Source organism: Methanosarcina sp. UBA411 (assembly GCF_002495725.1).
Classification (GTDB): domain Archaea; phylum Halobacteriota; class Methanosarcinia; order Methanosarcinales; family Methanosarcinaceae; genus Methanosarcina.
Genome location: NZ_DAGK01000031.1, coordinates 22,330 through 41,610, shown reverse-complemented (window position 1 = coordinate 41,610; position 19,281 = coordinate 22,330). Strand labels below are relative to the sequence as shown.

Annotated in this window: 16 protein-coding genes and 2 pseudogenes; 11 read left to right on the top strand and 7 right to left on the bottom strand. The window is 39.1% G+C overall.

What is annotated here, in order from left to right:
• The first annotated feature begins 37 nt into the window (after nucleotides 1-37).
• The 5 genes from BP861_RS11380 (at nucleotide 38) to BP861_RS11360 (ending at nucleotide 2,435) form a co-directional block, all read left to right on the top strand.
• The gene (locus BP861_RS11380) at nucleotides 38-313 is read left to right on the top strand and encodes a demethoxyubiquinone hydroxylase family protein (protein WP_292376057.1); all 276 of its coding nucleotides are present in this window, start codon (nucleotides 38-40) and stop codon (nucleotides 311-313) included.
• 41 nt (nucleotides 314-354) lie between these two features.
• The gene (locus tag BP861_RS11375) at nucleotides 355-810 is read left to right on the top strand and encodes a DNA polymerase ligase N-terminal domain-containing protein (protein ID WP_292375612.1); all 456 of its coding nucleotides are present in this window, start codon (nucleotides 355-357) and stop codon (nucleotides 808-810) included.
• A gap of 100 nt (nucleotides 811-910) precedes the next feature.
• Nucleotides 911-1,285 carry an STAS-like domain-containing protein gene (locus BP861_RS11370; protein ID WP_292375610.1) on the top strand — a complete coding sequence of 125 codons (375 nt, stop codon included), beginning with the start codon at nucleotides 911-913 and terminating at the stop codon, nucleotides 1,283-1,285.
• Nucleotides 1,278-1,919, top strand: a complete 642-nt coding sequence (locus tag BP861_RS11365) for a type II toxin-antitoxin system VapC family toxin (RefSeq protein WP_292375608.1) — start codon at nucleotides 1,278-1,280, stop codon at nucleotides 1,917-1,919. The genes BP861_RS11370 and BP861_RS11365 overlap by 8 nt, the downstream gene beginning before the upstream one ends.
• A gap of 309 nt (nucleotides 1,920-2,228) precedes the next feature.
• Nucleotides 2,229-2,435 (top strand): type II toxin-antitoxin system HicB family antitoxin, encoded by a 207-nt coding sequence (locus tag BP861_RS11360; RefSeq protein ID WP_292375606.1) that lies wholly within the window; start codon nucleotides 2,229-2,231, stop codon nucleotides 2,433-2,435.
• Between the two features lie 56 nt (nucleotides 2,436-2,491).
• Here BP861_RS11360 and BP861_RS11355 read toward each other — a convergent pair whose 3' ends face one another.
• Nucleotides 2,492-2,734, bottom strand: coding sequence for a type II toxin-antitoxin system HicA family toxin (locus BP861_RS11355; protein WP_292375605.1), 243 nt, complete (start codon nucleotides 2,732-2,734; stop codon nucleotides 2,492-2,494).
• The gene (locus BP861_RS11350; RefSeq protein WP_292375603.1) at nucleotides 2,735-2,953 is read right to left on the bottom strand and encodes a type II toxin-antitoxin system HicB family antitoxin; all 219 of its coding nucleotides are present in this window, start codon (nucleotides 2,951-2,953) and stop codon (nucleotides 2,735-2,737) included.
• A gap of 511 nt (nucleotides 2,954-3,464) precedes the next feature.
• Between BP861_RS11350 and BP861_RS11345 the strand changes: the two genes are divergently transcribed.
• Nucleotides 3,465-4,241: an HNH endonuclease gene (locus tag BP861_RS11345; protein WP_292375601.1), complete on the top strand. Its 777-nt coding sequence runs from the start codon at nucleotides 3,465-3,467 to the stop codon at nucleotides 4,239-4,241.
• A gap of 272 nt (nucleotides 4,242-4,513) precedes the next feature.
• Here BP861_RS11345 and BP861_RS11340 read toward each other — a convergent pair whose 3' ends face one another.
• Nucleotides 4,514-4,702 carry a nucleotidyltransferase family protein gene (locus tag BP861_RS11340; RefSeq protein WP_292376055.1) on the bottom strand — a complete coding sequence of 63 codons (189 nt, stop codon included), beginning with the start codon at nucleotides 4,700-4,702 and terminating at the stop codon, nucleotides 4,514-4,516.
• A 565-nt stretch (nucleotides 4,703-5,267) separates the two neighbouring features.
• On the opposite strand from BP861_RS11340, the gene BP861_RS11335 reads away from it, so the two are divergent.
• Together BP861_RS11335 and BP861_RS11330 are read left to right on the top strand one after the other, a co-directional pair.
• Nucleotides 5,268-6,776 (top strand): serine--tRNA ligase, encoded by a 1,509-nt coding sequence (locus BP861_RS11335; RefSeq protein ID WP_292375599.1) that lies wholly within the window; start codon nucleotides 5,268-5,270, stop codon nucleotides 6,774-6,776.
• 555 nt (nucleotides 6,777-7,331) lie between these two features.
• A complete protein-coding gene (locus BP861_RS11330; RefSeq protein ID WP_292375597.1) occupies nucleotides 7,332-7,943 on the top strand; it encodes a 30S ribosomal protein S3ae in 612 nt (203 codons plus the stop codon).
• A 183-nt stretch (nucleotides 7,944-8,126) separates the two neighbouring features.
• Here the strand turns inward: BP861_RS11330 and BP861_RS11325 are convergent, their stop codons facing one another.
• Nucleotides 8,127-10,637, bottom strand: a complete 2,511-nt coding sequence (locus tag BP861_RS11325; protein ID WP_292375596.1) for a DNA topoisomerase — start codon at nucleotides 10,635-10,637, stop codon at nucleotides 8,127-8,129.
• Between the two features lie 616 nt (nucleotides 10,638-11,253).
• Here BP861_RS11325 and thiC point away from each other — a divergent pair.
• Nucleotides 11,254-12,537, top strand: coding sequence for a phosphomethylpyrimidine synthase (gene thiC / locus BP861_RS11320; RefSeq protein ID WP_292375594.1), 1,284 nt, complete (start codon nucleotides 11,254-11,256; stop codon nucleotides 12,535-12,537).
• Between the two features lie 798 nt (nucleotides 12,538-13,335).
• A pseudogene (locus tag BP861_RS11315) lies at nucleotides 13,336-14,249 on the top strand (IS5 family transposase).
• A 1,935-nt stretch (nucleotides 14,250-16,184) separates the two neighbouring features.
• Here BP861_RS11315 and BP861_RS11310 read toward each other — a convergent pair.
• The 3 genes from BP861_RS11310 to BP861_RS11300 all read right to left on the bottom strand — a co-directional run bounded on the left by BP861_RS11310 (nucleotide 16,185) and on the right by BP861_RS11300 (nucleotide 18,603).
• Nucleotides 16,185-17,099: a DUF2156 domain-containing protein gene (locus BP861_RS11310; RefSeq protein WP_292375592.1), complete on the bottom strand. Its 915-nt coding sequence runs from the start codon at nucleotides 17,097-17,099 to the stop codon at nucleotides 16,185-16,187.
• Between the two features lie 487 nt (nucleotides 17,100-17,586).
• The gene (locus tag BP861_RS11305) at nucleotides 17,587-17,997 is read right to left on the bottom strand and encodes a DUF3303 domain-containing protein (RefSeq protein WP_292375590.1); all 411 of its coding nucleotides are present in this window, start codon (nucleotides 17,995-17,997) and stop codon (nucleotides 17,587-17,589) included.
• A gap of 321 nt (nucleotides 17,998-18,318) precedes the next feature.
• Entirely contained in the window at nucleotides 18,319-18,603 is a 285-nt protein-coding gene (locus tag BP861_RS11300; protein WP_292375588.1) for a YkvA family protein, read from the bottom strand.
• Between the two features lie 488 nt (nucleotides 18,604-19,091).
• On the opposite strand from BP861_RS11300, the pseudogene BP861_RS11295 reads away from it, so the two are divergent.
• Nucleotides 19,092-19,281, top strand: a pseudogene (locus BP861_RS11295) (hypothetical protein); the annotation flags it as partial.

The window sequence follows — 19,281 nt, the reverse complement described above, 5'->3', positions numbered from 1 at the left end:
GTATATTTTAGGGGTATATTTTAAGGGGGGTGAAAACCTGCTTTCGGAAGTACTTGCAGACCTTGAAAAAACCAGACCTGAAGACCTTAATAAAGAGATCCTTAGAGCTGCCATGATTGCAGAGCTGGACGCTATCAACATTTATGAGCAGATGGCAAATCTGGCAAAAAACGAAGAAATTCGTAAAGTCCTGCTTGACATTGCCAGAAAAGAGAAAATCCATGTAGCTATGTTTGAAACCGTGCTCCTACAAACTGACAGGGAGTTTTTGAAAATCTACTCGGATTATGCTCTGGCTAGAAGTAGAAAATAAGTTTCAAATCCGTTTGACATCATATTTCCTATTGATCCTCCATGCTTGAAGAATATGAGAGAAAGAGAAATTTTAAAAAAACACCTGAACCGTCGACCAATGATTTTGGAAAAAGCTCCAACAAACCGATTTTTGTGGTTCAGCGCCATGATGCGCGTAAGCTTCACTATGATTTCCGCTTGGAGATGGATGGAGTTCTGAAAAGCTGGGCTGTGCCAAAGGAGCCCCCAAAGGATGCAGGCACCAGAAGGCTTGCTATCGAGACTGAAGACCATCCTCTGGCATATGCTGATTTTGAAGGTGAAATCCCGGCCGGAGAGTACGGAGCCGGCAAGGTTGAGATCTGGGATAGGGGAACTTTTGAGCTTTTGAAACGTGAGGAAAGGGAAATTGTGGTAGCACTTGAAGGAGATAAACTGAAAGGGACTTATGTTTTAGTCCGGACAAAGTACGGAAAAGGGGAAAAAGGCTGGCTCTTCTTTAAAAAGGTCAACTAAAAGCCTACTAGAACTTAATATTTATGAATAAAACTTAATGTCGCAGTAGTGAAACACAGGTCAGACCCTGAGCTTTTTAAACCATTGTGAGTATAAGCATATGGGGATACTTACGGAAGAAATGGTAAAGATCAATGTTTTTGAAACTGTCGGGGAAAACTGTTGCGTTGCCGCTTGTGATGGACAAAAGGTTTACGATATTATTACGGCTGCTCTCTGCGAAAATAAGAAAGTTGAACTCTCTTTTGCAGAAGCGAGTGAGCTGACGCCTGCCTTTTTGAATTCGGCAATAGGGCAACTTTACGGATGTTTTTCCGCAGAACAAATTGAGAATAGCCTCTTATTCACGGATATCTCCGAGGAAGACGAGATTATCCTTAAGAGGGTTATAGAGCGGGCAAAAACCTATTTTGAGCATGCATACACCTGCAGAAAGGCGCTGAAAGACGTGCTTGGAGGAGAAGAGGATGCGTAAGAGCATTCACCATGCAACCGTTTTTCCAGTTAGACGCCGCCCAAGAATTCGTGCCGGAGGGCACAGGCCCATAAAACCTGTTCCTGTAAAGGTTCATTCCGTAGAGGACTACAATTTTCCCGAAGGCAGAGGCTATTTCTTTGACACCAACATCTGGCTGTATATCTACGGCCCAATTGGCTGGCCTGACAAGCGGTCGGACGCCTATTCCAGAGCCTTAAAAGAAATCAGGAACTCCGACGGCACGATCTATATTAACTGCATGATAATCTCAGAATTCATTAACACCTTCGCCAGAATAGAATTCAAGCAGCAGACCGAGTTTACGAGGTTTAAGGAATTTCGAAACTCTCTGGCCTTCCGAGCAATTGCCCAGGATATAGCCTACAACGTAAGAAAGATCTCTAAAAGCACCCTTGCCTGCGATCCCGAACTGCAGGCAATAGACCTTCCTGAAATCATGGATATGTTCGAGCAGGGAAAATACGATTTCAATGACCTCCTCTTTGCCCAGATCTGTCGTGCAAAAAATATGGTCTTCGTAACCCATGACAAAGACTTCAGCGAACTCGGAGTCGAGATCCTGACCGCAAATGAGAGGCTGATGGATGTGGGGAGAGAAGGAAGAGAATAACCGATTTTTAGTTTCTTAATTTTCAGGCTTGACTTCAAGGTAGAGTTCAGTTGTTTCTTTTATTCTTCTGTTTAACTCGTCAAGCGTCTCTGCCTGGTTGTGTCATCCCGGAATTTCAGGTACAGAAGCTACGTAAATTCCATCTTCATCCTGCTCAATAACGACAGTGAATTCCCTCATCAGGTTCATCCTCGCATCATTCAGTAATTATTTTCCAATTTCGATTCTCCAGAGATTAAGGATTGGAGTAAGCGATGCGAATTTTGGAATTAAGAAGTGTATTAATAGCAAAATCACCAATTAATATTTGTGCGGTTTACAATTAAACTTGAAGAATCTGATGAGGGAGGCTATACCGCCCAATGCCTTGAAATTCCTGCGGCTATCAGCGAAGGAAATACTAAAGAAGAGGCGCTTGAAAACATTAGGGAAGCTATTCAGCTTGTCCTGGAAGTAACAAGAGAGCAAGCTAAGATACTGGGAGAAATCGCTACTGTGGAGGTTTCGGTTGGCTAAGTCCTTAACTAGAAAAAAAGATTTGGCTCTTTTTAAATTTTAACACTATTCTATCTTTAAAAAACAATCAAGCTTTTTATAAGTTCGATCCACTCATCTCGTGTAATTTTTGCGTCTTTGATTATTTTGTTGATCATTCCTTTTCCGATCTTATCTGTGGGATGCACAGGGACTATTGTGGTTCTTCCGTCTGGATGGCGTAAAAACAAGTGGCTACCTTTTTGCCTTATTTGCTCAAAGCCCATACTTTCAAGTGCTTTTATGACTTTTTTGCTGGGAAGAGGCACTATTTTATCCATTCAAACCTCAACTTTGACCTTCTGTATCCCGACAAAGTCAAGGTGTTCCTTTTCTCCCTCTTCGGCTTCAACTTCAAGGTAGAGTTCAATTGCTTCTTTTATTCTCCTGTTTAATTCGTCAAGCGTTTCTGCCTGGGTGTGGCATCCCGGAAGTTCAGGCACAGAAGCTACGTAAACTCCATCTTCGTCCTGTTCAATAACAACAGTAAATTCTCTCATTGATTGGCCTCGTCTTTCAGATACAAATAGTCATATTCCAATGATTTTATTTATAGCTGTGTTAACTTCCTCGTTTTCTCTTTGCAGGTCTATTTCAGGAAGAAGATTTTATAGGAAGCTGATTTCAAAGAGATTTTCTGATATATTTCTGTAATAAATATATTTCCAAATATATTTCCGGCGCGTACTGTTCCCTTCTCCCCACTACAATTTTTCCAAAATCATGAAATTCTCAAACCGGACCCCTGAATGCAAAATTTTAGATAGCGACCGGGAATAAGTGAGATCTTTTAATAAAAAGCTTCAGGAGGTGGTTATAGAATTTACAGGAGCTCATGCAATCATCAAAAAACAAATTTTTTGTCAAACCATTCTCTTTTGTTATATACGATTTTAAAATATATATTTAACATAGCTTTTTTCTTGAAATATTTGGAAAAAATCAAAGAACTTATTAATTAAATAAGTTATCCTGTAATACATGCTACTTTTCAAAAATTCAGCTAAAACGATGGAAGGCGTTCTCAATAACGCAAAACATGCTACAGATGGAAAACCACATGACGTAAAGTCGGGCGATATAATATTGATTGCTCAAACTAAAAGTACGCTCCCATCTGGGCAAAAACCAATTAGATGGATAATGAATTTTGTATCCTGCGAGGAAGACATAAACAATTTAAGCGATAAAATATGGGAAAAGCACTGGCGATATATAATTAAGGGGGAAAACATAAGACCCGTTGAGCCTTTTGATATAAACGAAGTAAAAGTTACTTCTAAAAACTATGATGCAGTTCAAACTTTTGCTGTAATAGAGCCTGAAGATGAAGATAGGATATTGAATTGGATATCTGAAGCTGTAAGTACTTATGTATCTAATAAAACTGCTATATCTGAAGAATTTAGGGAAGGAAAAACTCTGGATTACAATGAACTGATACAAAAATTAGATATTAAATACAGAAATACTCCAGAATTTAAAGAAATTATTACTGGATTGATTCAAAGACCTTCCTTATTGTCTAACGCGATTAAAGGGAAATATGGCTACAAATGTATGATATGTGGATATCCGGGATTTTTGAAAAAGAACGGTGAGAAATATGCAGAAGTTCACCATATGATCGAATTAAATCAAAAAGCACCGAAAACACTTCAAAGCTGGAATCTATTAGTCATTTGTCCACTGTGTCACAGAAAGTTACACTATGCTGATGTGAAATCTGAATTTTTAGATCCCGGATGGAAAATAATAATTGATGGTCAAGAACATATTATTCAGTGAACTGCTCCAGAACTAATTTATTACGGCATATATCGTTTTCTTATCACCGGAAAACTCATTGAATTCCATTCCCTTGATAAATCCTTCAATGTCATCAATGGCATCAAAGGTATCCTACAAAAATTGAGTGAAATCTCTCTGATCTCTCTTGTAAGCCATAAAGAAATCACTTCATTGAGAACATGTTTTCCAACATTTGGCTTGAGCCCGGTTCTGGTCATTATCTTCTTCCTTATCTTTTCATTGCTGGGTAACTGCATAAGTGGTATACTTTATACCGGCACCAGTTCTTTTAACACGTCATCTTTCATCATCGGGTAGAGAGCCCTTTCTGAAACAACGTCAATTGGAACTCCAAACAAATCCTCAAGATAATACCCGAGTCCTGTAAAATGTAAAAGGGTTGCCCCCTCTTCAAATCTCACCAGGACGTCAATATCGCTTTCTTCTTTTGTAAATATAGAACCTGCTGCATTGCAGTTTGTGCTTTTTTTCTCGCTTTTTTCTCTTTCTTAAAGGCCGGTCACTGCGTGACCGTGAACGCAGCCGGGGTTCTATCTCTAGCTGCTTCTGTTCCGGCGCAAGGTTCAGATTTCAGCTTTAGAGTTATGAAACGCGGCTTTTTTGAGACAATCTCTAATCAATAGCTGATATAGGAAACTATCAACTACTGACATCGGAAACTATCAACTTATAAACACCGATTACAATAATATAATTTAAACGAATTTAATCATCTACCACGCAGCTAGCTATTTTTTGTAGATGCTAATATTTAAATAACCGGTCAGGTTTTTATGTAGAAGCACGAATATAAGTGGTTTACAGATACCTATATCTAATTCTGTGTTTGAATTATAGTTATGTACTATCAAACTATAATTCTAATGTCCTGACACCCGGTATCTTCATCCAAGTTACGGATAACGAGTTATTTATATCAGAAACAGAATTTTAGACTCTGTTTACGTCCTTATTTCAATTCACAATTACATTATTCTACATCAATTAAAAGAGGCTCAAACTTTGGAATTACAGTTCAATCTCAAAGCTTATTTTAAAACAAGTGCAGACCCCACTCCTGCAAAGGATGCTATAGCTGCGCTTTTTGAAGAGGCAAACAATACCCTTCTCACCCGAGGGGCACCTGAAGGGCAGGGAGCAAAGGTCACTGAATGGAAGCTCGGGGAGGATAGGATCGAGCTTGCGCTTGAATCCGGCAGGTATGTCAGGGTACATGATGCGATCTTCAGGCTGAGGAAACAGTTTGCCGAAGCGCTCGGAAAGAAGTATAAGATCGGGATTCGCGGAATCGAGGTTGAATCCTTCAAAATTAAGGTACCGGCTGACCACGAGCTCAGGATGCTGAAAGTACCCTATATCAAAAGTATGGAAAATATCGAAGGCGGGATTCAGCTCGAGCTTGAAGTCGGGGAAGCTGAGATGAAGAATCGGGTGCCGGACAGGATTCTCACGCTTCTTGAAGAGAAGATCGAGGCTGCTCAGTACGGAGCAAAAGCTGAGCACTGGAATCTGCTCTGGCAGAGAGAACCAATGGAACATCCCTTCAAGGAAGACCCGACCCAGGTCATGATGAAAGAAGGCTGGCTCAAGCGAGGCGCAAGCCGCGGGCAGTGGATCCATGGGCCCCAGTCCACAAGGATCTTCCGGACCTTTGAAAAGATCGTCCTTGAAGAACTTCTCGAACCACTTGGATACAGAGAAATGATTTTCCCGAAGCTGGTTACCTGGGAAGTCTGGATGAAATCCGGGCATGCGAAGGGTGTCTACCCTGAGATATATTATGTATGTCCTCCACAGACAAGGGATCCTGAGTACTGGGAAGAGGTTGCTGATTATTACAAGGTTACCCATGAAGTACCCACAAAACTGATCAAAGAAAAAATCGCAGAGCCAATCGGAGGCATGTGCTACGCGCAGTGCCCGCCTTTCTGGATGTACGTAACAGGCGAAACTCTTCCAAACGAGGAAATTCCTGTAAAGGTCTTTGATAGGTCTGGAACCTCCCACAGGTATGAGAGCGGTGGAATTCACGGGATTGAGAGAGTCGATGAGTTCCACAGGATCGAAATTGTCTGGATCGGAACAAAGGAAGAGGTATTAAAGTGCGCAGAAGAACTGCATGAGCGCTATATGCATATCTTCAACGACATCCTGGACATCGAGTGGAGAAAAGCAAGAGTCACTCCTTGGTTTATGGCACAGGAAGGACTGCTCGGGCTTGCCGAAGAAAACACTGTCGGGACAACTGACTATGAGGCCTGCCTGCCTTACCGCGGTCCGGATGGAGAATGGCTCGAGTTCCAGAACGTAAGCATCAATGGAGACAAGTATCCCAAAGGCTTCAATGTGAAACTCCAATCCGGAGAAGAACTCTGGTCTGGCTGTTCCGGAGTCGGGCTTGAAAGATGGGCTGCGGTCTTCCTTGCTCAGAAAGGACTTGACCCTGCAAACTGGCCTGAGGAATTCAGGAAGAGGGTAGGCGAAATGCCGAAAGGCCTTCGCTTCCTTTAAATTTTTCCTTAAACTTTTTTCTTTAACTTTTTTCTTTAACTTTTTCCTTAAACTTTTCTTCAAAATTTTCTCTTCATGTTTTCTTCAAACTTTTTTTATTTCTCTTTTTAGCATATAGGCAGAAAGCGTTTCTGACCGATTTGTTTATATACTGATATGATATGTATAGTGAGCCATTAACTAGTTAGATGCCGCTAATTTCTGAGAACTTCTGGCGATTTTCCGGATCATATTTTTAATTATCAGGAGCCTGTAGCTGCCGGAATATAGGGGACGGGTCCAGGTTCGGAAGCCTATGAAAGCTTGGAAATTTCACCTTGAAAGGGAAACGCTAGTGCTAAAAGCACCACAAACTGCGCCGAACAGCGCAAAATCTTTGCAAAAGCGCTGAAGGTCATTCATGCTCATTGATTAAGGAGAAAGCTCATCCGAGCATCCGGAATAAGAAACTCAAAGGCTTGAGGGCCGCAGGTAAACCAGCAGCATAGGAAATGCAACAAAAATACTAAAAACAATACAAAATTATAAAAATGAAAGTTACTTCGGAGGAATCACTTGGCAAGAAAGAAAGTACAGAGAAAGCTTGACGGATGGAAATCCAAGGAATGGTATAATATTGAAGCCCCTGCTTACTTAAACAGAGCTATCGTCGGTAACACTATGGCAGGAGATCCTTCCCTGCTCGTAGGGCGCAATATTGAAACCACTGTTGGGGAACTTACCAACGATATGACCAAGAACAACACAAAGGTCATTCTCAGGATTAATAATGTCGTCGGAGAAATCGCAACCACTGACCTCATGGGCCACGAACTTACAACTGACTATATTCGCTCAATCGTGAAGAGGCAGACATCCAGAATCGATGCTAATATTGATGTCAAAACCAAAGACGGCTATATCATCCGTGTAAAGCCCACCTGCTTCACTATCAAAAGGGCTCGCTCAAGCCAGATCAAAGCCATCAGAGAAATGATGGTTGATATTGTCACAAGGCGCGCATCTGAATCCGATTTCGAGACCTTTATGCAGGAAGCAATCCTTGGCAGGCTCTCAGCAGCTATTTACAGACAGGCCAAGTTCATCTACCCGCTTCGCAGAGTCGAAATCCGGAAGACCCAGGTTGAAACCGTGCCAACACCTGCAGCAGCTCCTGCAGCAGCATAATTTCTTCCCGGTTTAATTCCAAGAGGCAGGAGAAAATCCGAAAGGATTTTCTTATCTCTTTTCTGAGTCCTATTTAGTATACGAATTTCGTGTTCTTCTTTACCGTTCTAATTGTATTTCTAAGTCTCTTTTCGACTCTTTTATGTTCTATTTTATACAGGCGGAGCAAGAAGATTGTCGTCCTTACTTACTCTTTTTCAGACCTGCAGCTGATAATTTTGAAGTTTTTTCTGCCCGTGGGGTTGCTGCTAAGTTTGTTGCCGGGCTTGCTGTTGAACTTGTTGCGGGGCGGTTTACAGAAGACTTTTCCCTGATTCTAGTTTCGGCTCCTTTGCCTGGCTTTTTCCAATATTTTCTGCCTTCCGGGCAGCGCCGGTTTACACAGAATTCTTCTTCTGGGCTTTCGCCTTCTTCTTTTAACCTGAACAGCTTCCAGCCGCAGGTTTCACAGGTTTTATCAAGCATAGTCAATTTTCCGGTTTTTGGGACTGAATGGGTGTACCCACAGCGTTTTGTACAGCCCAGAAATCGAGTGTCTTTAAAGGTGATCAGGAACATACTTCCGTCACATTCCGGACAGGGACCGACCGTTTCTGGGGGATAACATTCTTTTTCAAGGTCGCAGGTAAAGCAGGGTCCTATGCCTACAGCCCAGTTATACTTATTTCCTACTTTCAGGACAGCTGCTGCTTCCTTTTTACATTCTTTGCTCCTGAGTACGGTTAGAGCTCCGGTTTTTGGCAAAGGATATGAATTTCGGCAGTCGGGATAGCCTGTACAGCCCACAAAGCGGCCGGAATCCGTTTGTACAATCCTGAGCACGTGTCCGCAGGCCTTACAGGTTCCAATGTAATTTTTTTTGTCTTCAAGGGCAGCTTCGTCCTTTATCGTACCTGATATGCTTGAAGTTAGTTCCTTTTTATTTGCTTCAAGCTGGGCATACATTTCCCGAATTAGAGTTGTACCCTCATCAAGGGCGGCTTCAAACTCCTTTTTTCCATCTTCTACTTCCTGGATCAGAGCTTCGATCTTTGCTCTTATTTCCGGCCTTACAAGAATCGGGACGGTCAGAGAGAGCCCTTCCATAAGCGTAAAACCTGTATCTAGAATAGAGATAGTTTTTCCCTTTGTCTCAAGATACCCTCGCTTCTTATTTGTTTCAATATGGGTAGGAGCCGTTGCCTTTGTCCCGATCCCGTTTTTGTCCATAAGGGTCAAAAGTTCTGCTTCGGTCAGTTTCTTTGGGGGGCTGGTTTTGGACTTTGTATTGCTGAGCTTTTTTATGCCCACTTTCTGGCCTTCTTCTACAAACGGGAGAAGCTTATCCTTTTTATTTTCAAAGGGATAGGCTTCGAGCCAGCCTGAATCCTTAAGCACGGTTCCGGATGAGTCAAAAGGTTCCTCCTGCACAAGCAGGTGAAGGTGGGTTTTTTCGAAAATTGCTGCTGGCATAAGATTTGCTAGGAAGTGCCTTGCTATAAGGTCGTAGACTTCAGGGGCCTGAGGGATATTTACTGCAGAGCTTACCTCTCCTCTTGAAGCCGCCCTGATTGGGTGGATAGGAGGGTGATCGTGCGCATCTTTCTCCCCGTTTTTCGGGACAATTGGGGCTATAAGGATAGACTCTGCAAAAGGCTTGTACTCCTTCTGTCGTGCAAAATCAAAGAGAAGGGACTTGAAATCAAAGTCCTCAGCGTACTTGTTTGTCTCGGTCCTGGGGTAGCTGGTAAACCCTGCAAGGTAAAGCTGTTCTGCAACCTCAAGGGCAAGTTCCGGGCTTATTCCAAGGAACTTGGAAGCCCTTTTCAGGAATTCGGTAGTATTTAACGGATTAGGAGGGCTGGTTTTTGCTTCTTTTACTGTCTTTTTCGCAACTAATCCTTCCTTTGCTCCTTTCAGCCTCTTGAAGATCTCAGCGGCTTTTTCTTTATCATGAATATTTCCTGCTCTGTGAGTCCCTTCGAATTCTCCACCTTCTTTTTCTCCTTCTTTTCCGTTTTCTGCCGAGAAAATTGCCGTTATTTTCCAGAAGTCCTTTGCCTGAAAAGCCCGGATTGCCTTTTCTCTTTCATATACAAACCCACAGGTGGGCGTCTGGCAGGGACCGATAGAAAGGATGTCCTTTGTCCTTGCTCTTTCCCTTACCGAAAGCGTGACAAAACGGGTGAACGCGGCTCCCATTTTAAGATCCAGAATCTGTCTGGCTTCTGCAGCCATTGCCATATTATAGTCCGGGTTTATCAGGCTCTCAAAAGCTTTCCTTACCTCGTTTGGGGAAAGGGACGAGAAACGTGCCCTTGAAATCGGCACATTTGTTACTTCTTCTGCAAGTGTTTTGGCTTCAAATCCTATATTTTCTCCTTCTCGGTCATAGTCGCAGGCAAGAACGATCTTGTTTGCTCTTTTTGCCAGGTTTTTTACTGCAGCAGCGTAGTCAACTCGCGTTACCAGTTTTTCGGGGTCGATTTCAAGGAGTACACCCGGGTTAACTTCATTCCATTTGTTATACCGCTCCGGAAAATCATAATTCATAATATGCCCGGAAAGTCCCATTACCAGCCACTCTTCACCTTTCCACTTAAATTCGTATGCCGGCAGCCCTTCAACTGTTATCTTCTCAACTTCTCCCTCACCCAGGATGCTGGCAATCTGGGCGGCTGCCTTATTCTTTTCTGCAAATGCGACAACTGTCATATAAAATACCTTGATTCTGTTTTGAGATAATATTGAGATTTAAAATAGTACAAATAAAGAAATATATAAAGGGATATATAAAGAAATGAATAATGATATGCGTAAGAAAATGAACAGAAAAGCTTTCCCTTCTGTCTCTTTTTCTCGTCTTGTTGCTACATATCGGTTAGGTCTAACTAACTATACCTGTTGAGTTCAATTATACTGGTAATCTGTAAAAGCCTTTTACTTTAAAAACAGTTTCCGTAGTTTTCGTTTTGTAATTTTCTTAATACATGTACTAAATAATATGCATACATTATTTATATATTTGTCTACTTATAGATATTAATTGACTTCCCAAAATTGACTTCTCAAACGTGAAAAGATATATATCAGTTCACTGTTTGTTCTTGTCTGCAAGACAAATTTTGGATGTATCTTTATACTCAACTATTCGGTCAACCTTATTACGTGACGCTTAGTTGCAGTTAATAATGTTGATGTTATTAGTGTTGATGTTATTAGTGTTGATGTTATTATTGATGTGCTTTATCCAGTACCGTTGATCAATTATCAGTATCTTTTAATTACTATCTTATTATAATTATCTCATTCACCTCAATCTGGAGTAAAAATGACACTGATGGAAGATGCGAAGAAGGGAATCATCACCCCTTCTATAGAAACTGTGGCAAAAGCTGAAGGAATAGACCCTGAAATTGTCCGATCCTGCGTGGCAAAGGGGCTGATAGCGATCCCAGTAAATGATAGGCGAGAGACCCTTCCTATTGGCATTGGCAAATATATGAGCACAAAGATCAATGCCAATGTCGGAACTTCAAGGGACTGTATAGATATCGATGCCGAAATCGAAAAAGCAAAAGCTGCGGAAGCTTTTGGTGCTCATGCTGTAATGGATCTTTCTACAGGTGGGGATCTGGATGAAATTCGTACTCGCATCCTGAAATCCGTTAACATTCCAGTCGGGACGGTTCCAATCTACCAGGCTGCAGCTTCTAGGAAAATTGTTGTGGAGATGACTTCGGATGACATGTTCAACACCGTCCGAAAACATGCCAAGCAGGGTGTGGACTTTGTTACCGTGCATGCCGGAGTCAATTTAAATTCCCTTGAGCGCCTGCGACAGAGCGACAGGATAATGAATGTTGTGAGTCGCGGGGGCTCTTTTACTCTTGCCTGGATGCTGCACAACGATGAAGACAATCCCTTTTATGCCGAGTATGATTATCTTCTTGAGATCGCAAAAGAATATGATATGACTCTGAGCCTTGGGGACGGTATGCGTCCTGGCTGCATTGCCGATGCTTCCGACCGCCCGAAGTTCATGGAGTTCATCACACTAGGAGAACTCGTAAAACGAGCAAGGGCTGCCAATGTCCAGACTTTTGTAGAAGGGCCGGGCCATGTACCCCTAAACGAAATTGAATTGAGCGTCAGGGGCATGAAAGAGCTTTGTAACGATGCTCCTCTCTATCTTCTGGGCCCGCTCGTAACTGATATTGCGCCAGGCTTCGATCACATTACAGGCGCGATCGGAGGAGCAGTTGCAGGGATGTACGGTACGGATTTCCTCTGTATGGTAACCCCCTCGGAGCATCTTGCCCTCCCAACCCTTGAGGATATAAAAGAAGGCCTGCTCGTAACAAAAGTTGCAGCCCACACAATTGACCTTATTAAGGAAGGCCCAAGAGAACATGCCTGGGAAAAAGACCTTGCTATGGCCTATGCCCGCAGGGACCTTGACTGGGAAAAACAGTTTGAACTGGCAATCGACGGCAACAGAGCCCGCAAAATCCGGGATGCTCGAAGAACTGAAAGCGACACCTGCTCAATGTGCGGGGATCTCTGTGCCTTGAAAATCGTAAAAGAAGCTTTTGAGACAAAGAAAATGGAATAATGAGGTTCTTTCAATTCTTATTTCAGTCGAATACCTCACTAGCTTGCTACGTGGATGGAAAACTTCCCCGGTAACCGTTGATGATAATATGATTTATCAATTCCATTTTCGGTTATTAACGAGCATCCCAAAATCAAGTTTATTCTCAAATCATTAAATTTTAAATTTTTTGATGAGTTATTTTTCATGGTCTGAAACTTGATCGATTATTTGGAATACAGGATTCAGAGAAGTAATTTTGAGTTTTGGGATCAGCTCAACTTCTGCTCAAACCAAATTATTTAGGGTTATTATTTCCTTTAATGGAAGTTGGAGTGGTGGCGCGAACATACCCTGTTGCTTGCAGCGGGATTCGCCAACTCAACTTTGATTCTATATCCCTATCCTTGATCTGCTTGAAACAGAAAACACAAACTTGAAAATACAATTATTGGTCACAAATATTTAGCACAGCCTAGGATAAGATTTCTTTTTGGAACACCTTCAAACAAAAAAGGCAAGGAAAAATTAATTGAATTGGCTTGCAGGGATCTGGAGTTTTTGCAAGAACAACTGAATGATTAGTTTTAATTTTCCTATGCGGAACCTGTGCAAAATTTATAACCATTTAAAATAATTTTAAAAGCATGTCAACAATAAGCTCTAGTGTCGTAACCTTGTTTGGAATCCCTATAGTCGATATTATATTTTGGCTCTGTAGAAATCCTCCAAATTGAGTTCCAACATTATATTTATATAGTTTTTATGTAATATTATAATTCCTTATTTATTCCATAAAAATGAAGGAATCTTCCAATATTGAAATCGAATACATACATCAAATTTGTTGATATCAGCCTTGAAACTGTCCAATCTTCGAGACTGAATCTTTATTCCTGCAAATATTCCAAGCATGTTTATACTCAACATCAGCTTCTTGTTCTGGTTTTATTGAAGGAATATATAAGCACAGACTAACGTGATTTTGTAGAATTTATTGATCTTATGAACGATATAAAAGAAAAACTTGATCTTGATAAGATTCCACATTTCACTACTCTTCAAAAGTTTGTATCAAGAATTCCTTCTTTTCTGTTTAACCTCATTTTGTCAAGGATTCTAAAGCTTTTTTATTCACATGGAGAAAATGTCTCTATTACGGTAATTGATACAACAGGATTTACGAGTTCTTACGCAAGTTATTATTATTCACGCAGAACAGGAAAGCTGCGAAAAATTTTCTGAAAATTTCATTATCAGTAGACACTAAAAAGAAGGTAATATTAGGATAGAAAATTAGTCAAAAAACAGATCATGAAATAAAACATGCAAATGCTTTAATAAGACAATCAAATAGGACAAGAAAATCACAATGTTATGTGATGGATAAAGGATACGATTCCGAAAAAATCCATACTCTAATCAGAGAAGAGATCAAAGCAGACTCAATTATACCTCTAAGACAAAGAAAAAGGAAAAAAGTCGGGGAAAAGTATAGATAACAACTGTGTTTGGTCTTTGACAAAGATGAATACAATCATAGGAATATATCAGAGACAACATTCTCTGTAGTGAAAAGGAAGTTTGGGGAAACAATTAGGGCAAGAAAGTTCCGGAATCAAGCAAAGGAAATTAAATTTAAATTGATAGTGTACAACATAAACAAAAAAGTGATAGAAATAATTTGCATAAAATTAAGGATTTCTACAGAGCCAATAATAAAATGTATTTAAAGTAAGAATCTACGGACATCTTAGTAATAAATCTTAGTAATAAATCTAAACCGATATTTTTAAATGTAGTGTTTCCATAACTACAAACTGTCCACATAGTGAAGAGAATGGGTAAAATAATAGAGAGCGTAAGATTATGTATATTAAGGATTTCCTTAAAAATATTTCCTCGCTTTTTAACTTTACTGCAGGTTCCTTTAATATTCGATCTTTACTTCTAGCAGTAATTATCCCAATCTTAGTATTGTTTACAATTTTGGCAATAGAGTATAACTACTTAAAACAAAATTATCTATTAACGGTTTTAATATCTTTGATATCTTTAATAAGTATAATGTTAATAATGGTAATAATTATTTTTACACAAAGTAAAATGATGAAGACAATAGATAAAATAGTAGAGAATGTATTATCATATGTATCAATAGTTTTCAAAAGTTTATTGTCTATTCTATTTAATTTAGTTCCTGTGACTTGTAGTTTTATATCCATAATTCTAGCAATGACTATCCCAATCTTTGCGCCATTTATAGTTCTGATAATAAAGTTTGATTATTTAAAAGAGAATTATTTGACAATTTTCATATTATTAATGATATTAATAATAGTATTATTTATTTTTGGGCGCAGTAAAATAACTGAATTAATTATAACGAAAATAAATGGTCATTGTCTCTCAACGGTAAAAACTGTTAATTTAAAAGAAGCTAATATATCTGCTCTCAAAGAGTCAGAGATTCATATTTATTCTGCCATTTTGAAATCGTTTGCTTTACTAGATAAAATTGACATTCTGCCTTTGAGGAATAGCATGAAGTTTGTTTCTATATTAATCATAATTAGTTTTGTACTAATGTACATAAGCGTATTAGTTTGTTCTATTATCGGGCTTTTCATATATACTCAGCTGCTTTCTCAAATTATTAATTTTTGAAATATACATTTTTATAAATAAGAGGAAAATTTAATGATACGTGAGATTCTGGAAGTATTGCAAGAGGTACATAAGGCTCTGCTATGTATAAATGATCATATAATAGAGAAGTTAAATGAGTCATTAAACTCATTAGTAATATTAGTAATAATGCTAATTGCTGTGGCTATATGTTGTTTTGAGGTCTTATCCTAAACTAATATTATGCAGAAACTATAAATTTATAACTATGTCATTCCATAAAATCGATGATGTTCTATAATTCTAATCCAGCGTCACTAAATGCTTTTTGATTACTTTGGAAGATCTCTACGGAGTCATATTTTTTTTATTATTTTTATATGTGTTTTATATCTAATTTATAAAAAATTTGGAGAATAATATGTCCCCTTCATTAATATTAAAGAGTTTCACCGAATTAGGAATTCCTGAAATATACACAATGATTTTTATTATCATCATCTTATATCTACTTCTTAAAAATTTAGAAAATAGAAAGTAAATCGGCACATACATAGGAAGATATCTTTTAAAGACTCTAATTAAAATCACACTAAATTCACTTGGATTTAAGCTCTAATAGATTGATCTTTTTTAATTTCAAATTGTAAATGGATTCCGTTCTTTTTAAGATTTCTTCTATTTTTGAGACATTGTATTATTTATTTTGCTGTTAATGGCGTACTTGCTCCAAGGATACCTAATAACGTAAAAGTTGAAATTCCTCCATAACAAGCGTAGAAACTATACTAGCAGCAATTCCAGTTATACCTATAGCTAAATTGTTTCTAAGTTCTCTTTTCACTTCAGTCCATTCATGTTCATGCATAGTGATTTCATCATTTATCTCAGTAGAGATTTCCTTTATTTTGTATGGAAAATTTGAGTCATTAAGCGCTAGCAATTTCAGGTATGTTTAACCTAGCAGAACGTTTGAAATTAATCTGTTTAATGTATCCATCACTCGGCTTATATATTGGTATGTATTAGAGTGCATACTCTCATATGATATATGGAAAGCAGGTTTGGCGTTTGAGCGAATAAACCTCTACCATGTGGTGCGGGTGATATCTCAGCTTCGCCTTTCGAAGTCCACTGATACCGAGATCGCTTTCCCGGTTGATATATTCAACCTCGTTGACAAGGAGCGCTGCAGTTTCCGCATTGATTACCTTGTATATTCCTTCATATTCCGGCAGCCCTTTCTCAAAATGGATTAACGCTGTATTAGCGTTGAGGCGCTCAAAAAGAGAGATGGCACCGACCTGTGAACCGACCCTTATCAAAAGGCCTCTTAGGGGTAGTTCGGTTAAGTGTTCGATTGCATAGGAGACAGCCTCTATTTCGTGAGCAAGGGTGTAATTCTCCTCGCACTTTTTGCTCTCACACCATTTTACTAGGAACTCCACTATCTCTTTCCGGTTTTCGGGAGTTATCGGCTCGATCAAGTGCCGGTATTTCTTTCGAAATTTGTTTATCTGGCTGCGGATCTTGAGATATTTCTTTCCCGGAAGCTCAGCAAGGTCGAGGGCCCGGTACACATACTCAAAATGATTTAGATCTGGAACCAGCAAAAGATCAGGATCGACTTTTTTCATCCACTTTGCAGTTTCAGGATCGATGAGTATAAGGGGCTTATTATCGTCGCCGATTTCCAGAGCCAGCCGTATTACTTCACGCATGAGCGCAGGATCACGAGGGCCTATAGGCGGGTGTAAGCGTGTCACTCCTCCGGCGGTGCACGAAAGAATCAAGTTTTCATTCACGTATGCATACTGGTAATGCATAAAGTGGTTCCAGCAGACCATGCTTGTGAAAGTATTGTCGCCGTGGGTTTGTGGGTAGAGTGCGTAATGGCGCTCGAAAAAAGCCCGATCTGCGAGCGTGACAGGTTTGAAATCTGTTTGACCAAGCATTTTAAACAAGACTTTTTTGGCTTCATACTTATTTTTATTGGCAATTTTAGGCTAACAAAAATTACATGCATTGAGCTAAATCAAATAAATTCAGTTTTATCAAACTTATTGAGGTTATCTAAATCTATCGATTCGATAAATAAATGGAAAAACGTAAGAGAACGAAATAAAATTCGCAAAGTATGGAGTAAAATCCTAGTTCTGAGAAAAAGTAATTGAAAAAGTAATGTTTCCTCACTGCATAAAGCTTGTAAAAGAAACTGCGGAAGAATAGAATGGGCAGTCCTTGACTGAAACCCTGCAAGGGAATTCTATGAGCATCTTGGAGGAGGCCCTGTAGATGGTGGTACATCTACTGCATAAGCAATGAAGAATTATAAAGTTACTTAAAAAATGAACTTGAGGTAAAAATTCTCTGCAAAAATAATACTTGTTTTGGACCCAGTTTTTCACGTAATATCTAAGTTTTCGCGTTAAACCTAAATTTTTACGTTACATCTTCCTGCTGAACAAAAGAATGATGTTCAAGACGTTCAATTCTCTTTTCAAGGTTCTCAATTTGCTGAATCAGTTCTTCTGAGACTTCTCCACCCTCACCCTGCCCAGCGCCTGGTCCTTTTCCTCCAGCTTTTTCGGCAAGTTTTTCGGCCAGCTGCATAAATTTGTCCAGTCTCATAACCGGAAACGTTTCAAACCTGCACAGCCCTATGAAAGGAAACACAGATGATGCATACGTTTTTTCGTCGTCAGTTTCATAAATTATAAATGTGCGGTAGCCGGTAAGGTCAGTCCATTCGTCGATTACTTTTATGCCTTTTGGGTATTCATAATTCGCATAGAATTTTGCGACTTTCAAGGAGTCTTTTGGCTCCCAGGTTATTATATCCATCAGTAACATTTCCTAATACCCCCAAACTCAAAATTCGATCCTAATTCAGTTAAATCGAAATTCTGTTACATCTAACTTGAATCGGCTTCAAAGATATATTTGGTAAAGTTAGTATTGTTTCTCTTCAAACTGGCATATACTTTTAGGAACAAATGTTACGTAAAACAGGTTCTAAAAAGGGGATTCACCTCTATTTTTTTCGACTGAGATAATATTTAAGTTGCGTCTAGTTAAAATTTGAAAAGTTTTACAATTTTCTATCTGAGTAGGGAGTAAATTGTGTTTAAAAAGCAGAACTTTAAAAGTCACACCCGTTTTCTGGCTAAAAACTTATTTCCTTAATATCTGAACATAATGTTCCATGTATACATTTTTGGGTACTGATCTCATTGCGATATACAAAAGAATAGGAATAATTACCAGGTCATCAAGATGTCCAATTACAGGTATGAAATCCGGTATTAAGTCGATTGGTGATAATGCATAGCCTATAGCGATCCATAATAGTATTCTTGCAGTTTTTGGGGTTCGAGGATCTGCATATATAAGTTTACATAGCTCTATGTACTTTTTTGCATTATCCTTTATTTCTTTCAGTTTCCACATAACTACCATAGATACAAAATTGATTGTTTATAAATAATTATCTGTATTATTAAAAATATATATTCAGTGAACTGTGGAAACAATAGCCTAATTTTCTAATATAGTTTGATGTAATTGAAGTTCCCGGTCAGCGCTGTGAATTTGCTGTGAACCTGCTATAAATTTGAAGCCAAGTTTTGTACCTATGTACATCCTGGTTCTTTCGATGTGGAAATTTAATTTTATTCCTTATTTATATTTCTATTAATATTATAATATATGGATAATAACAGTTACGTTGCGTATGTTTGAAATTGACTTTGTTAGCAAGTTCTAATGGATGAAACGGTGAGAAAATTTACTTTTGTTAGTATCTCATCAAAAACAAACTGGAACTATTTATTGTTAAAATAAATGTGTTTGCTAACATTGGGTAGATTGAAAAACCAACATCTGTAACATTGATAAGTAATGATACGCAAAATTGGTGTAGTTGAAACAGATTGGGGGAATGAATAATGGGTATAAAAAAGACATTGGCTATTTTGCTGGTAGTCTGTTTTATAGTGTCAGTGACAGTTGCGGCGGTAAGCGCAAACCAGCAAGAATATAACAAAGGCTACAAAGACGGCTGCAGAGATGGCTATAAAGATGGATTTAGAGAAGGTAAAGCTGACAGCAAGAAGCCCTACAGTGCATTTATGAAGA

What these genes read in the sequence shown, in the direction of transcription:
- BP861_RS11375 (WP_292375612.1), top strand. Translation starts at nt 355, where the DNA reads ATGCTTGAAGAATATGAGAGAAAGAGAAATTTTAAAAAAACACCTGAA.
- BP861_RS11370 (WP_292375610.1), top strand. Translation starts at nt 911, where the DNA reads ATGGGGATACTTACGGAAGAAATGGTAAAGATCAATGTTTTTGAAACT.
- BP861_RS11365 (WP_292375608.1), top strand. Translation starts at nt 1,278, where the DNA reads ATGCGTAAGAGCATTCACCATGCAACCGTTTTTCCAGTTAGACGCCGC.
- BP861_RS11355 (WP_292375605.1), bottom strand. Translation starts at nt 2,734, where the DNA reads ATGGATAAAATAGTGCCTCTTCCCAGCAAAAAAGTCATAAAAGCACTT.
- BP861_RS11350 (WP_292375603.1), bottom strand. Translation starts at nt 2,953, where the DNA reads ATGAGAGAATTTACTGTTGTTATTGAACAGGACGAAGATGGAGTTTAC.
- BP861_RS11345 (WP_292375601.1), top strand. Translation starts at nt 3,465, where the DNA reads ATGGAAGGCGTTCTCAATAACGCAAAACATGCTACAGATGGAAAACCA.
- BP861_RS11325 (WP_292375596.1), bottom strand. Translation starts at nt 10,637, where the DNA reads ATGACAGTTGTCGCATTTGCAGAAAAGAATAAGGCAGCCGCCCAGATT.
- thiC (WP_292375594.1), top strand. Translation starts at nt 11,254, where the DNA reads ATGACACTGATGGAAGATGCGAAGAAGGGAATCATCACCCCTTCTATA.
- BP861_RS11310 (WP_292375592.1), bottom strand. Translation starts at nt 17,099, where the DNA reads ATGCTTGGTCAAACAGATTTCAAACCTGTCACGCTCGCAGATCGGGCT.
- BP861_RS11305 (WP_292375590.1), bottom strand. Translation starts at nt 17,997, where the DNA reads ATGTTACTGATGGATATAATAACCTGGGAGCCAAAAGACTCCTTGAAA.
- BP861_RS11300 (WP_292375588.1), bottom strand. Translation starts at nt 18,603, where the DNA reads ATGGTAGTTATGTGGAAACTGAAAGAAATAAAGGATAATGCAAAAAAG.